Below are 14,928 nucleotides of genomic sequence, written 5' to 3'. Positions count from 1 at the left end.
CGTGACGCACCGGCCGGCGCAGGCGTGAGGGACCGGCCGACGAGGCCGCAACAACCAGCCCTGCCTACCGGTTCCCCGACTGCTACCCGGCCGCCGGCCCGGTGCCGAGCAGGCTCTGCACCACGGCCTCGCTGCCGGCCCGTCCCCAGAGGATCGAGTAGTGGTTGGTGTCGGGCACCAGCGACGACGCCACCACCCGGGCCTTGTCCAGGCCTGCCATCGCGATCCGCTTGTCGTCGTAGAGGCCCTGCGGCTCGTCGAGCAGGCCGCGTTCCGCCCACAGCAGTTCACCGGGGCAGGGCAGCCGGTGCACCGCGGCGGCCGCGTCCTGGTCCAGCAGGACCTGCGCGCCGTCGGTCTGAACCGCCTCCAGGACGCAGGCGGAACGCAGTTCGGGCTCGGTGCCGATCAGATCGCGCTGGGTGTAAGCATCGATCTCCTCCGACCAGTCGGCGTTGAAGGCGGGGTGCTGCTGCCAGAACGCGCGGTAGGCGGCGCGGTCGGGAAAGGTCATCGACAACCGGGCCAGGGCCGGGCCGAGCACCGCGGCCAGCGCCTCCTCCTCCCGGACGCCCTCCGGAAGCGGGAAGCTGACCGCCCCGTCGACCAGCACCACGCGGCTGACCAGCTCGGGGTGGCGCACCGCCGTCAGCGCCGTGATCCAGGCGCCCATGGAGTGCCCGACGACCGGCGTCGGCCCCAGGTCGAGCGCAGTGATCAGGGCGGCCATGTCGTCCGCGTGGCGGGCCAGGCCGTACGGTCCGCCCACGGTCCGGCTGGCCCCGCGTCCACGCAGGTCGGGCGCGAGCAGTGTGGCCCGGCCGGCGAGCCTGCGGGCGACCTCGAACCAGGCGAGGCCGTTGGCGGTGATGCCATGCACCGCCACGACGGCATGCGCCCCCGGCGCAGTGGCGGGCCAGCGGAGCACCGCCAAGTCGCCCCCGGGAACGGGGGCCGTCAGCTGCTCGGGCTGCGGAAATGACCGGCTCACGCGGGGCTACCTCCTGTGGGGCGGGCACCGGGGGCACCGGCGTGGCCGGTGGCCCGGGCCGATCGGCCGGAGCGGGCGACACGGATGCGGGCAGGCAGTCTGGCCAGGCCGCCGGGCAGCAGGTAGACCACGGCGACGAAGAGGCCGCCCAGCAGGAAGAGCGGCTGGGAGAGCGGGACACGCAGGACGGCGGGAAGGCCGGCGATGGCCTCGGAGTTGGCGAGGTCGCCGAGCCGGTGACCAGCCCAGGTGTAGATGACGCCGCCGAGCAGCGGCCCCCAGCGGGTACCGGATCCACCGAGGACGACCATGACCAGCAGTGAGAGCGTGGCGTCGGAGGTGGCGGCCTGCGGAGTGGCCCCACCGGTCAGCAGGAGGTAGACGACCCCACCCACCGCGGCGAGGGCTCCGGCGAGGACGAAGGCCATCAACTTGTAGCCGTAGGGGCGGAGTCCGAGCACCTCGACCCGGCGCTCGTTCTCCTTGATGCCCTCCCAGACCCGCCCGGCCGGGGAGCCGACGACCCAGTGGACCGCAGCCAGGGTGAGCACCAGGTATGCGATGGCAATCCAGTAGAGGTTGGCGGTGTTCTCGATGCCCAGGAAGGCGGAGGGCAGTTGGCCGGCCGGCGCCGACCGGCCCTCCTCGCCACCGGTGACGCCGCCGGGGTTGCGCTGGACGAGGATCGAACCGGCCTGCGCGAAGGCCAGGGTGACCATGGAGAACCCGATGCCGGTGACGCGGAGGCTGACCGAGCCGAGCAGCAGGGCCAGCGCGACGGCACAGGCGACGCCGAAGGGCGCCGCCGCGGCGAACGGCAGTCGGAACTCCAGCATGCCGACGTTGGTGGCGTAGAGGCCGGTCGCGAAGTAGAGCGCGTGGCCGAAGGAGAGCAGTCCGGTACGGCCGAGCAGGAGGTCGTAGCCGGTGGCGAGGGCCCCGTAGAGCAGGCACAGGGCGATGAGTTGGAGGCTTCCGGGGCTGCCGAGCGGGCCGTCGAGCAGTCCCGGGACGGGAAGCGCACTGTATGGGGCGACAAGGAGCAGGATCAGCAGAGCGATCGGCCACCAGCGTAGCGCTCGGTGCACCGCTGTCGAGCGCTCAGTGATTGATTCACCTGTTCGAGGGATGGCGCCGGCCTCGCCCGTCCGTCCAGAATGTCTCTCGGCAGGGCTGGTGTCAGTCCCCCCTGCTGAAGTGGCGGCAGTGCGGTCGGCCGCGGTGCCACCGGTGCTCGTGGTGGAGGTGTTGGTGCTCACGCGAGCCTCCCGGTGAGTCCGCGGGGTCGTACGAGGAGCAGTACGGCCAGCAGGACGACGACCGACAGGTCGCCGAGCCCTGCAGCGGTGTAGTAGTTGGCGAACTGCTGGACGAGGCCGACACAGACCGAGGCCACGGCGGCCCCGGTGACGGAACCCATACCGCCCATCACGACAACAACAAAGGCGAAGATGAGCAGGCTGGTCCCCTGGCCGGGGTTGACCGAGCCGAAGTAGAGGCCGCCGAGGGCACCGCCGAGAGCGGCGGCGGCGCCACCGAGGGCGAAGACGAGGGTGAACGCCTTGCGGACGTCTATGCCGAGCGCCGTGACCATCGCCCGGTCCTCGACGCCGGCGCGGACGATCAGCCCGTAGCGGGTACGGGCGAGGAACAACCGAAGAGCGAGCAGCAGCAGGGCCGCCGCGGCCACCAGCACGAAGCGGTTGACCGGGACGGTCGCACCGAACAGGCGCCAGGTGCCGGCGAGCAGCTCCGGCTGCGGGAAGGGCCGGGCGTCCGCGCCCCAGATGCCCATGAGGAGAGCGGGCACGGCCAGCCCGACGCCGACGGTGGCGAGGATCTGGTCGCGCGGCCGGCTGTAGAGCGGCCGGATCAGGAAGAGCTCCAGCAGGACGGCGGCGGCCGTCCCGACCAGCGTGCCGAACGGCACGGCGAGCCAGAAGGGGAAGCCGGCCTCCGTGCCGGCCCACCAGGTGGCATAGGCGCCGATGGAGAGCAGGGCGCCGTGCGCGAAGTTGAGCACGTCCATCAGACCGAAGATCAGCGAGAGACCGGAGGCCACCAGGAAGTACAGCGCACCCAGACCGAGTCCGGTACAGGTGAGGAGGACGATCGTGTCCATCAGGGGTTCACCTCCGTGGTGACAGCAGGGCCGGGTGGAGCTTGGCCGGCCGCCGGGGAGCCGGTCACCTGACGGCCGTCGACCGCGGCGCCGGCCGTCAGAGGGGCGGTCACCACGGGACCGGCTCCGGATCGGCGGCTGCCGACGCCCAGCAGGCGGCGGGCCGCCGCCTCGTCGGCCAACAGCTCGGCGGTGCCGCCCCGGTGGGCGGTGCGGCCGTCGGCCAGCACGGCGCAGGTACCGGCGAGCCGGCGAACGAGGGCGAGGTTCTGCTCGACCAGGAGAACGGGCACGGCCTCGGCCGCGCGTGCCAGCACGTCGGCCACCTCAGCCACGATCTTCGGCGCCAGGCCCTTGGTGGGCTCGTCGGCGATGATCAGCCGGTTGCGGTTGAGCAGGGTCCGGCCGATCGCCACCATCTGCTGTTGGCCGCCCGAGAGGGTTCCGGCCAACTGGTGGGCCCGCTGCTTGAGTTCGGGAAACAGTTCATGGACGAGGTGGTAGGCCGGTTCGGCGTCGTGGTCCCGCTCGGCCAGACGCAGGTTCTCGGCGACCGTGAGGCCCGCGAAGATACCGCGGTCCTCGGGGGCGTACCCGATGCCCTGACGGACCACGAGGTGTGTGGACAGAGAGGAGAGTTCGGCACCCGCGAACAGCACGCCGCCGGTACGCGGTACCAGGCCCATCACGGCCTTGACCGTGGTGGTCTTGCCCGCGCCGTTGCGTCCGAGCAGCGCGGTGACGCCGGTCGGCGCCACGTCGAAGTCGACCCCGTGCAGGATGTGCAGTCCGTTGATGACCACCCGCAGATCGCGAACGGAGAGGAGGGCCCCGTCGACAGCCGGTGCTCCGGATGGGGCACCGGGCCCGGCGGTGTCGGCGACACCCGCCGGCCCGCCGACAACAACACCGGAGGAGGTAGTGGGGAAGGCAGAGTCGGTCACAGCGCCTCGCCCAGGTAGGCCTGTTGCACAGTGGCGTCCGCCATCACTGCCTCAGGGGTGTCCAGTGCGAGCAGGGTTCCGTGGTGCATCACGGCCAGGCGGTCGGCCAGGCCGAGCAGGACATCCATGTGGTGCTCCACCATCAGTACGGTGCGGCCGAGGTCGCGGTGCACCGAGCGGATCAGCTCGGTGAGGGCCGGCACCTCCTCCGCGCTGACCCCGGCCATCGGCTCGTCCAGCAGGATCAGCCGCGGGTCGGAGACGAGCAGGACGGCGAGTTCGAGCTTGCGCTTCTCACCGTGGGAGAGCGCACTCGCCAAGGAGCCTGCCCGGTGCCGGAGTTCGGTGCGCTCCAGGGTCTCGGCCACCTGCTCCGCATAGCGGTCGGCGCGGCGCCAGATCCGGTACGAGGCCCGCGGCCCGGCCGCGGCCTGGGCGGCCAGCCGGACGTGGTCGGCCACCGTCATGCCCGGCCAGAGAGAGGAGGTCTGGAACGTACGACCGAGCCCGCGGCGCGCCCTGGCGTGAACGGCCCCGGAGGTGATGTCGGTGCCGTCGAGTTCAAGGGTGCCGTGGCTCGCCGGGTGGATACCGGAGATCAGGTTGAAGAGGGAGGTCTTGCCGGCACCGTTGGGCCCGATGAAGGCGATGAACTCGCCTTCCCCGACCGAGAAGGAGACGTCTTCGACGATCGGCACACCGCGGACGGACCAGCCGAGGCCGGTGAGCCGCAGCACCGGCGTGCCCATGGCGGACGAGGATGCGACCTTGGTGAATGACGCCGTAGCCCCGGTGGGCGGGGTCATGACCCCGGCGGGCGAGGGCGTGGCCCCGGCCGACGCGGGCGAGGGCCCAGCGGGCGAGGGCGTGCCCATGGCGGACGAAGCAGGACCGGGCATCGGGGTCAGCCCGCCATCGGGGTGACCGGGGGCGCCGCCTCGTCCGCGGTCAGCGTCTTCTCCACGGTCGGCTTGGCGGCAGCGCCGGTACCGGTCAACCGGACCTGGAACATCGGCTGGAGCAGGGCGTGGTCCTCGGCACGCACCGTGGCCCGCCCCTTCACCGCGTCGAAGCTCCAGCCCTCCAGCGCGTTGACCAGCGCCGAAGTGTCATCGGTCGAGCCGTGGTTGGCCTCGATCGCGTGCACGACCATCTGGGCGGCGGTGAAGCCGTCCGGGGTGAAGATGTCGGACTTGCCGCCCCCGGCGGTGACGGCCTCGTCCATGGCCTTCTCCACCGGGGTGCCGGCGGCACCCCCGAAGTAGTGGTCCAGGAAGGAGATCTTCTCGCCCGCCGGGCCGAAGAGCGGGTAGGAGGCGGCGAGATCCAGGCCGGTGACGACCTTGGTCTCGGCGAAGACGTCCTGCTGGTTCAGCGCCGTCCACAGGGCCGACGAGGTATCGCCGGCCCAGGCGACGAACAGCAGGTCGGGCTTGGCGGTCTTGGCCTGGGAGGCGAAGGGGGTCAGGTCGGTCGCGCTCGGCGGGGCGAGCACGGCGTCGACCGTGGCGCCCTGGGCGCCGAGCACGGCCTTGACGGCGGCCACATTGGCCTGTCCGAAGGCGTTGTCCTGAGCGAGCACGGTGACCTTCCTGCCCTTGGCGTCACCGATGAACGAGGCCGCGGTCCTGATGTCCTGGTAGGACTGGCGGCCGGAACGGAAGGTGTACTTGTTCAACCCGGTGACCTTGTCGGCGGCGGCCGGGCCGCTGATGAAGAGCACCTTGTTCTGGGCGGCGATCGGGCCGACCTGGAGGGCGACGCCCGAAGCGGTGGAGCCGGCCAGGATCTTGTGCCCCTTGCCGATGAGGTCCTTGGCGGCCGACACCGCCTTGGCCGGGTCACCCGCGTCGTCCTGCTCCTCGAACTCGATCTTGTGCCCGTCGACCGCGCCGGTGCCCTTGGTCGCGTAGTTCAGACCGGCCTTGAAGCCCTCCAGGTACTGCTTGCCGTACGCGGCCAGCGGCCCTGTCCTGGAGTACACCAGCCCGACCTTGACCGGACCCTTGGAGCCGCCACCGTCAGCCGCGGTGGTGCCCGCCGTACCGGCTTTGGCGCAGCCGGCCGCGAGGAGGGCGCAGGCCGCGATCGCGGCAAGTCTGCGGCCGGGGCCGGCAGCTGCCTTGCAGGCCGTGCCGGCAGCTCCGGCTGCGCCTGCGGTGGCACCGGAGGCGGTCCTGGTGAGGGCTGTCGAGCTGCGCATGATGACCGACTCCTGGGGTGCTGCGGGGGTGGATGCCGGAACCGTAGGTGTGGCGCGAAAGCTGCAACATGTGCCCGGTCGACGTATCAGCCCGCCCGGATATGGCTGCGCCCGCCATACCACCGCACCTGCGGCCCACCGGCGATCACCCGGTGTGGGCGGCCGCCACGGGTCGGCGTACGTGCGTGGCGTCGCCCGCCATGGCACGGGCAGGGTGCGCACGGTGACGGTGGTGGCGGGCGAGGGCACTCCCCTCCCTCCACCCACCCCCGTTCACCCACACCCCCTCACGAGGTGACCCTTTGGACAAGGTCCTGGAATCCGCCGCCGCAGCGGTCGGGGACATTCCCGACGGAGCGGTACTGGCCGTCGGCGGCTTCGGCCTCTGCGGCATCCCCAGCACCCTGATCGGCGCCCTGGCCGCCACGGACACCACCGGTCTGCGGGTGGTCTCCAACAACTGCGGGGTGGACGACCGGGGGCTCGGACTGCTGCTGCGGGCCGGGCGGATCGCCCGGATGACCTCCTCCTACGTCGGCGAGAACAAGGAGTTCGCCCGGCGGTACCTCTCCGGCGACCTGGAGGTGGAGCTGACGCCGCAGGGCACCCTCGCCGAGCGGCTGCGGGCCGGGGGCGCCGGCATCCCGGCGTTCTTCACCCCCGCCGGGGTCGGAACCCAGGTCGAGGAAGGCGGGCTGCCCTGGCGGTACGGGGCGGACGGCTCGGTGGCACTGGCCTCACCGCCGAAGGAGGTCCGGGAGTTCGGCGGCCGCCGCTACCTGCTGGAGGAGGCCATCACGGCCGACTTCGCCCTCGTCCGCGCCGAGGTGGCGGACCGGTACGGCAACTGCGTCTTCCACGCGGCCGCCCGCAACTTCAACCCGCTCTGCGCGGCGGCCGGCCGGATCACCCTGGTCGAGGCGGACCGGATCGTCGAGCCGGGCGAGCTCGGGCCCGACGCCGTCCACCTCCCCGGCGTGTACGTCGACCGGGTGGTCGCCGCCGATCCCTCGGACCGCCGCATCGAGCGTCGGACCGTTCGCACCACACCTCAGGAGGCCTGACCGCGATGACCACCAGGACGACCACCGACACCACCGAGCCGATCACCGAGCCGACCTCCGCCACGTCCGCCGAGCCGACCGCCGCCGTGTCCGCCCTGGCGCCCATCCACCCCGCAGAGGCACTCACCCCGCTCGCCGCCGGAAGCCCACCAGCCCCCCGCGACCCGCTCGACCCACGCGGCCCGCTCGACCCCCGGAACGCGCTCGCCGCGCGGGCCGCCCGCGAGCTGAGGGACGGCCAGTACGTCAACCTGGGTATCGGTCTACCGACCCTGATCCCCAATCACCTTCCGCCCGGCGTCCACGTGGTGCTGCACTCGGAGAACGGCATCCTGGGCGTCGGCCCGTACCCGGAGGACGGGGCCGAGCACCCCGATCTGATCAACGCGGGCAAGGAGACCGTGACGGTCGCCGCCGGGGCCTCGTACTTCGACTCCGCGTTCTCCTTCGGCATGATCCGGGCGGGCCGGATCGACGTCTCGGTGCTGGGGGCGATGCAGGTCTCGGCCGCCGGGGATCTCGCCAACTGGATGATCCCGGGCAAGATGGTCAAGGGCATGGGCGGAGCCATGGATCTGGTGCACGGCGCCCGCCGGCTGATCGTCGTCATGGAGCACACGGCGAAGGACGGCTCGCCGAAGATCGTCGACGAGCTCTCGCTCCCGGCGACCGGCCGACGGGTTGTCGACCGGATCGTCACCGATCTGGCGGTCATCGACGTCACACCGGCCGGGCTGCGCCTGGTGGAAACGGCCCCGGGGGTGGGATTCGAGGACGTCCGGGCGGCGACCGGGCCACGCCTTCTGCCGATCGGCTGAGAACGACCGCCCCAGCAGCACGCACGCGAAGACGAGAAGGACGGACACGCGTGCAGGGACACGCGACGTACGGACACGCCAACTACGGAGACGCGAACCACGGACGCGCAGAAGAGGCACGCGACGGCGACCCCGGCGGCGACATGCGGAGACACGAAGGTCGGACTGCCCGCGCGGCGGTCCGGCCTTCGCGCATTTATTCGACCGACTCGGAATGCCCGGACGTGAATCCACCCCCATAGCACCGTCGGCGACCCAAATGGCCGGGAACCGTCATATCTTCATGCTTGCGCAATGATCGTTTCTCAGATCGGTTGCGATCACGCCTGCGCTCCGGGAGAGTTGGGGCAGCCAAGGGTCCCACACCCCCGGAGGGGAGTCCGGAGAACGAGCGGGATCCCGCATTCGAGGCAGGCGCGCAGATACACGACAAAATCGATCGTATACGTTTTAATGATTGACTGCCCGGAAACTGCCTGGAAACGGCGCAGTTCACCGGGCGGTGTTCTGCTTCGAAAGCAAGGCTCTGGGGGGAGCGCTCGATCCCAGCGCGCACAGTTCGCAGCGCGGGACTCCAGGTCCATCGCATACCCCCGGTCGGAGCACGCACGAACGGCCGGCGCAAGCGGCCGGCCACGGGGGGAGCCACACATGATCAAGCTGTTCTCGCGACAGACGGACGCCGAAGCCGGAGCCGCCCCGGAAGCACCCACCTCGCCGACACCCACCCCGGCAATGCACGCTCCGGAGGCCGCCGCTCCGGAAGCCACGGTCGAGGACGACCTTCGCTCCGTACCGGTCCCCGAAGCCCCTTACGACTACGTCCACTTCAGTCGCCTGGCCGGCCCGGCCACCACCCCCGAAGTCACCGATCCCGCCAAGACCACCGATCCCGCCAAGACCACCGATCCGGCCAAGGCCGCTGATCCCACCACGGCCCCCGAGCCCACCGAAGCGTTCGAGCCCACCGAGACGTCCTCCCCTCCCTACCGCGTCCGGTACCGCAGCCTGCTGGGCCGCGAGCCGCACCGGATCCGGGCGGCGCTGCTCCTGCTGGCCGCGCCGCTGGTCGAGGCGGTGCTGCTCGTCTGGCTGCTGCTCCCCGGCCACTGGCCGGTCCGGCCGGGCGAGACGCACGCCTGGCTGCTGCTCGGCGACAAGGTGATGATCGGGATCATCGCGGTGGTCGAGGTGTTCCGGCTGGTCAACGTGGTCTCCAACACCCACGCCACCCTGGTCGCCCGCGACCCCGTCCCGGTCACACCCGAGGCGGGCACCCGGGTCGCGTTCATCACCACCTGCGTGCCGGGCAAGGAGCCGCCGGAGATGGTGCGCACCACGCTCACCGCCGCATTGGCCGTCCGGCACGACGGTCCGTACGACGTCTGGCTGCTCGACGAGGGAAACGATCCTGCTATGCGCGCGCTCTGTGCCGAGCTCGGTGCACGGCACTTCAGCCGGCGCGGGGTCGAACAGTGGAACCAGTCCAAGGGCCGGTTTCGCGCCAAGACCAAACACGGCAACTACAACAGCTGGCTCCAGGCCCACGGCGGCGCCTACGACTTCTGGGTCTCGGTGGACACCGACCACGTCCCGCTACCGGAGTTCTGCGAGCGGATGCTCGGCTACTTCCGCGACCCGGACGTCGCGTTCGTGGTCGGGCCGCAGGTCTACGGGAACTACCGCAGCTCGGGGTCGGCGGTCACCAAGTTCTCGGAAAGCCAGCAGTTCCTGTTCCACGCGCTGATCCAACGGGCCGGGAACCGTTACGGCGCACCGATGTTCGTCGGCACCAACAACGCCGTTCGGATCAGCGCGTTGCAGTCGATCGGCGGCCTGTACGACTCGATCACCGAGGACATGGCGACCGGACTGGAGTTCCACCGCCGCCGGAACCCGGCCACCGGCGCGCGCTGGACGTCGGTCTACACACCTGACGTGCTCGCGGTCGGCGAGGGGCCGTCGTCCTGGACCGACTTCTTCTCCCAGCAACTGCGCTGGAGCCGGGGCACCTACGAGACCCTGCTCACCCAGTACTGGCGGGCGGCGTGGCGGCTGTCGCCCGGCCGGCTGCTCAACTACACGCTGATGGTCTGCTTCTACCCGATGGCGGCCTTGACCTGGCTGCTCGGCGGCGTGTCGAGCGTGCTCTACCTGGGGTTCGGGGCATCGGGCGTCCATGTGTCGTCCGAGATCTGGATGATGCTGTACAGCGACGCGGCCGCCCTCCAGGTGCTGCTCTACACCTGGAACCGGAAGCACAACGTGAGCCCGCACGAGCCGGCCGGGTCGTCCGGAGTCGCCGGGATGGTGATGTCGGCGCTCTGCGGGCCGATCTACGCAGCATCGTTTCTGCAGGCGGCACTTCGCCTCCGCAGCCGCTTCGTGGTGACACCGAAGGGCGACTCGGCCAGCCCGGACCGGGTGGCGACGTTCCGGATCCACCTGTTCTGGGCGCTGGTGTTCGGCGGCGCGGTCACCGCGTCCTTCTTCACCGGACACGATCACGTCGCCATGCGCACCTGGGCCTGCCTGGCGTTCTTCCTCAGCGTGCTGCCGATGCTCGTGCTGGCCGCCGACGCCGTCCGGCGCAGCCGGGCCCGGCCGACGTCCACCCTCTCGGTCACCGGCGCCGCGACGACCTCAACAGCAACGGCCCCGGCACAGGCCGCCGCCGCCGTCGTCCCCGCGCAGAGCCGTACCGAACCCGCCCCGGCGCCCACCACCACACGCTGAACCGCATCCGCAGCACGAGGGGACCAACCACCGTGAAGATCCGCAACGCCGGCCGCACCAGGCGCTTCGCCCTCGGCAGCACGGTCGCGCTGACCGTCGCCGGGATGAACGCGCCGGCCGTGCTCGGCTTCGCCGACGCGCAGTACCACGACTACGTGATCAACCGCCCCGAGTACAAGGCCGAGTACGGCCACTGGCAGACCGTCGTCCTCCCCGCCGCGTTCCGGATCAACGCCATCCACGCCAGCCTGCTGCGCACCGGCAAGGTCCTGATCATCGCCGGTTCCGGCAATGACCAGCGCAACTTCGACGCGGGCAGCTTCAAGAGCGTGCTCTGGGATCCGGCCAGGAACACGTACAAGGTGGTCCCGACCCCGGCCGACATGTTCTGCGGCGGCCACACCGCCCTGCCCGACGGGCGGTTGCTGGTGGCCGGCGGCACCCAGCGGTACGAGGCGCTGGACGGCGCGGTGAAGAAGGCGGCGGGCACCATGCGGGTGCGCAACGAGAACCCGGACGCGGCCCGGACGTTCCCCGAGGGCACCGTGTTCACGGCCCCGAACGGCCGCGAGTACGTGTCGACCGCCGAGGTGACCGTCCCGGCCGCGGTCAAGACCGGCGCCGGCGACCGCACCGTCGTCAAGGCCAGCGAACAGCACGTCTTCGTGGAGGCGGTCGCGCAGGGCGCCGACTACGTCAACGACTCCCCCGCCCAGTACGCGATCAAGGGCCTGAGCGGCGCCGAGGCCCGGAACCTCTACGGCATGGCCGACCGCATGACGCTGGAGAAGCAGGACTTCCAGGGCATCCGCTCCGCCTTCGAGTTCAACCCGGACACCGAGATGTACGAGCAGGTCACCGACATGGCGTACGCCCGTTGGTACCCGACGCTCACCGGGCTGGGCGACGGGCGGGTGGTCACCGTCTCCGGGCTGGACGACACCGGACAGATCCTCAGTGGCAACGACAACGAGATCTACGACCCGGCGAACAAGACCTGGTCCAAGGCGCCCGACCGCTACTTCCCCACCTACCCCTCGATCTTCCTGACCGCCTCCGGCAAGCTCTTCTACTCCGGTTCCAACGCCGGCTACGGCCCGGCGGACAAGGGCCGCGAGCCGGGGCTCTGGGACCTCGGGGACAACAGCTTCCAGCCGGTGCCGGGGCTGCGCGACCCCGCTCTCACCGAGACTTCGTCCTCCGTACTGCTGCCGCCCGCCCAGGCGCAGAAGGTGATGGTGCTCGGCGGCGGGGGCGTCGGCGAGTCCCCGCTCTCCACCGCCCGCACCGACATCGCCGACCTCTCCGCCGCCAAGCCCGCCTTCACCCCCGGCCCGGACCTGCCGGCCGGCGGCACCCGCTACCTCAACAGCGTGATCCTGCCGGACGACACCGTGTTCACCACCGGCGGCTCCAGCGACTACCGGGGCAAGCACAAGAGCGACCTGCTCAAGGCGCAGATGTACCACCCGGACACCAACACCTTCACCACCGCGGCCGAGCCGACCGTCGGGCGGAACTACCACTCCGAGGCGCTGTTGCTGCCCGACGGCCGGGCGGTGGTCCTCGGCTCCAACCCGCTCTTCGCCGACAAGGCCGACACCGAGCCAGGCACCTTCGAGCAGCGGATCGAGATCTACACACCGCCGTACCTGTTCCACGGCGAGCGCCCGCAGTTGACCGACGCCCCGGCCACCGCGCGGCTCGGCACCGGCATCACGGTCAAGTCCCCCAAGCCGGACGGCGTGGTGACCGCCAAGCTGGTCCGGCCGAGTTCGGTCACCCACGCGACCGACGTCGAACAGCGGTCGGTGGCCCTGGACGTCGGCGCGCGCTCGGACGGCGGCGTCGCGCTCACCCTTCCCGCCAACCCGGACCTGCTCCCGCCGGGCTGGTACATGCTGTTCGTGACGGACGGCTCCGGCACCCCCTCGGTGGCCCGGTGGATCAAGGTGACGGCCTGACCGATCAGGGTGACCGCACAGCCGGCCTCCGCAGAGCGGCTATGAGCCCCCGCGTGCCAGCCCCAGGGCGTACGGCAGCCAGAACTCGCCCGCCCGGGGCTCGCCGCGGCCGCACTCGCCGTCGGACTCGCCGGGGTTCTTGATCCAGAGGTAGGCGTCGACGCCGGAGCGGCCGGTCTCGGTGGTGGGCGGTTCGCCCAGCGCACGGCCGGGCGGGTTGCACCAGGCGTCGCCGCTCAGCGGGCCGTTGCCGTTGCGGCTGGTGTCGATGACGAAGTGTTTCCCGCCCAACGCGGCGGAGAGCTCGGCGCCGTACGCCGCGTTCCGGTCGGTGCCGTAGAAGTTGGAGACGTTGACCGCGAAGCCGTCCGCCATCGCGACACCGGACTTGCGCAGGGCGTCGGACATCGTCGACGGGTCCTGTGCCCAGCCCGGGTTGCCCGCGTCCAGGTAGACGCGCACCTGCGGGCGCTTCTTCAACTCCTGTACGGCGAAGGCCAGCAGGCCGTACCTCTCGGCGGCGGCCGCCCCCTTCACCCCGCAGGCGTCCAGGGTGTGCGCGACGGCGTCCGGCTCCAGGACCACCCACGCCTTGCGGTCGCCCAGCGCCTCCGCCAGGCCGGTGATCCAGGAGCGGTAGGCCGCGGCGTCCGACGCACCGCCGGCCGAGTACTGGCCACAGTCGCGGTGCGGAATGTTGTACGCGACGAAGACCGGTGTACGGTCCACGGCGGCGGCCCGGCGGCTCACCTGCTCGACGATGCCCTTGGCCGCCTGGTCGCCGAGCCACTGCGAGGAGGGCTGGGCGGCGATCTTCAGCAGGGTGTCGGCCTCGGCCGCCCGGCCCTGGCCGCGCAGGGTGACGAGCTGCTGGGCGGCCGAGGTCTGGTCGGAGACGTAGAAGGCCTGGCCGGGCAGCTGGGCGAGCCCGGCGGCGGACGCCCCTCCGGCGGCACCGCCGACCGAACCGGTCGTCTCCCCCGAACCGGCCGAGCCCGCCGTGCCGCCCGCCCCACCGGCCCCGGTCGGCGCAGGCGCCGCCCCCGTGCCCGAACCGCCGCCCGAACCCCCGGACGCGCCACCGCCGTTGCACCCCGCGACGCCTGCCACCAACCCCAGCAGAGCCGCCCCCGCAGCCAGCCGGAATCCCGCTCCTCGCCCTACCCGGCGCACGTACCGCCCCTCCCCAGACCCGGTCCGGCGACCCGGTCGGCACCCAGCTTCGCACACCGGGTACCGACCGGCGGCCGAGGCCGGTGAACAGCTGGCAGCGGCGACGAGTAGACGAGGCATCAGCTCATCGCGAGGCCGTCAGCCCTGCTTGAGGTTCGGCACCTGCCAGTCGATCGGGTCGACGCCGAAACCGTCCAGCGCCTCGTTGATCTGCGAGAACGGCCGGCTGCCGAAGAACAGCTTGGCCGAGAGCGGCGACGGGTGGGCGCCCTGGACCACGACGTGCTTGGTGGTGTCGATCAGCGGCAGCTTCTTCTTCGCGTAGTTGCCCCAGAGCACGAAGACCACCGGCTCCTCGCGCGCGCTCACCGCCTTGATCACCGCGTCGGTGAACTTCTCCCAACCCTTGGCCTTGTGCGAGTTGGCCTCGTGCGCGCGCACGGTGAGCACCGCGTTGAGCAGCAGCACGCCCTGCTCGGCCCAGTGCTTCAGATAGCCGTTGTCCGGCGCCGGAATGCCGAGGTCGGCATCCAGCTCCTTGAAGATGTTGCGCAGCGACGGCGGCGTCTTGGTGCCCGGCAGCACGGAGAAGCTCATGCCGTGGGCCTGGCCGTCGTCGTGGTACGGGTCCTGGCCGAGGACGAGCACGCGGACCTTCTCGTACGGGGTGGCCTCCAGCGCGGAGAACTCCTGCCCGCTCGGCGGGAAGACCTGGTGCTCCGCGCGCTCGGCCGCCACGAAGGCCGCCAGCTCGGCGAAGTACGACTTCTCCGTCTCGGCGCCCAGCACCTCTCGCCAGGCCTCGGGCAGCTCCAGCCCGGCACCCGCTCCAGCCTCGCCCACGCCCGTTTCGACCGCTTCCGCCTCGACCGTGTCCGTCACGACATCAACCTCCCACCGGACGGCCGCTCAC

The 14,928-nt window shown here is 71.4% G+C and carries 12 protein-coding genes; 4 read left to right on the top strand and 8 right to left on the bottom strand.

Annotated features, from left to right (window positions below; translation table 11 throughout):
* Positions 1-82: 82 nt before the first annotated feature.
* From OG286_RS25540 to OG286_RS25515, 6 genes are all read right to left on the bottom strand, one after another.
* Positions 83-991: an alpha/beta fold hydrolase gene (locus OG286_RS25540; RefSeq protein WP_405365800.1), complete on the bottom strand. Its 909-nt coding sequence runs from the start codon at positions 989-991 to the stop codon at positions 83-85.
* On the bottom strand, positions 988-2,079 hold the full coding sequence (locus OG286_RS25535) for a branched-chain amino acid ABC transporter permease (protein WP_405365799.1): 1,092 nt from the start codon (positions 2,077-2,079) through the stop codon (positions 988-990). Before OG286_RS25535 ends, OG286_RS25540 begins: the two co-directional genes overlap by 4 nt.
* A 167-nt stretch (positions 2,080-2,246) precedes the next feature.
* Positions 2,247-3,113, bottom strand: coding sequence for a branched-chain amino acid ABC transporter permease (locus OG286_RS25530; RefSeq protein ID WP_396322671.1), 867 nt, complete (start codon positions 3,111-3,113; stop codon positions 2,247-2,249).
* On the bottom strand, positions 3,113-3,916 hold the full coding sequence (locus OG286_RS25525; protein WP_405365798.1) for an ABC transporter ATP-binding protein: 804 nt from the start codon (positions 3,914-3,916) through the stop codon (positions 3,113-3,115). Before OG286_RS25525 ends, OG286_RS25530 begins: the two co-directional genes overlap by 1 nt.
* Positions 3,917-4,053: 137 nt before the next feature.
* A complete protein-coding gene (locus OG286_RS25520) occupies positions 4,054-4,806 on the bottom strand; it encodes an ABC transporter ATP-binding protein (RefSeq protein WP_396322673.1) in 753 nt (250 codons plus the stop codon).
* A 155-nt stretch (positions 4,807-4,961) separates the two neighbouring features.
* Entirely contained in the window at positions 4,962-6,260 is a 1,299-nt protein-coding gene (locus OG286_RS25515) for a substrate-binding domain-containing protein (RefSeq protein WP_396322675.1), read from the bottom strand.
* 302 nt (positions 6,261-6,562) lie between these two features.
* Between OG286_RS25515 and OG286_RS25510 the strand changes: the two genes are divergently transcribed.
* From OG286_RS25510 to OG286_RS25495, 4 genes are all read left to right on the top strand, one after another.
* Positions 6,563-7,324: a CoA transferase subunit A gene (locus OG286_RS25510; RefSeq protein WP_396322676.1), complete on the top strand. Its 762-nt coding sequence runs from the start codon at positions 6,563-6,565 to the stop codon at positions 7,322-7,324.
* Between the two features lie 227 nt (positions 7,325-7,551).
* A complete protein-coding gene (locus tag OG286_RS25505) occupies positions 7,552-8,142 on the top strand; it encodes a 3-oxoacid CoA-transferase subunit B (RefSeq protein WP_405363711.1) in 591 nt (196 codons plus the stop codon).
* A 651-nt stretch (positions 8,143-8,793) separates the two neighbouring features.
* On the top strand, positions 8,794-10,878 hold the full coding sequence (locus OG286_RS25500) for a glycosyltransferase family 2 protein (protein ID WP_396322677.1): 2,085 nt from the start codon (positions 8,794-8,796) through the stop codon (positions 10,876-10,878).
* Positions 10,879-10,910: 32 nt separating this feature from the next.
* Positions 10,911-12,842: a galactose oxidase-like domain-containing protein gene (locus tag OG286_RS25495; protein WP_396322678.1), complete on the top strand. Its 1,932-nt coding sequence runs from the start codon at positions 10,911-10,913 to the stop codon at positions 12,840-12,842.
* A gap of 39 nt (positions 12,843-12,881) precedes the next feature.
* On the opposite strand, the gene OG286_RS25490 is transcribed toward OG286_RS25495, so the two are convergent.
* Positions 12,882-13,952, bottom strand: coding sequence for a glycoside hydrolase family 6 protein (locus OG286_RS25490; RefSeq protein ID WP_396322679.1), 1,071 nt, complete (start codon positions 13,950-13,952; stop codon positions 12,882-12,884).
* A 201-nt stretch (positions 13,953-14,153) separates the two neighbouring features.
* Entirely contained in the window at positions 14,154-14,831 is a 678-nt protein-coding gene (locus OG286_RS25485) for a uracil-DNA glycosylase (protein ID WP_396322789.1), read from the bottom strand.
* Positions 14,832-14,928 lie beyond the last annotated feature (97 nt).

The sequence above is a fragment of the Kitasatospora sp. NBC_00039 genome (genome assembly GCF_045160625.1).
GTDB lineage: Bacteria > Actinomycetota > Actinomycetes > Streptomycetales > Streptomycetaceae > Kitasatospora.
This window is presented reverse-complemented; position numbering and strand designations above follow the sequence as displayed.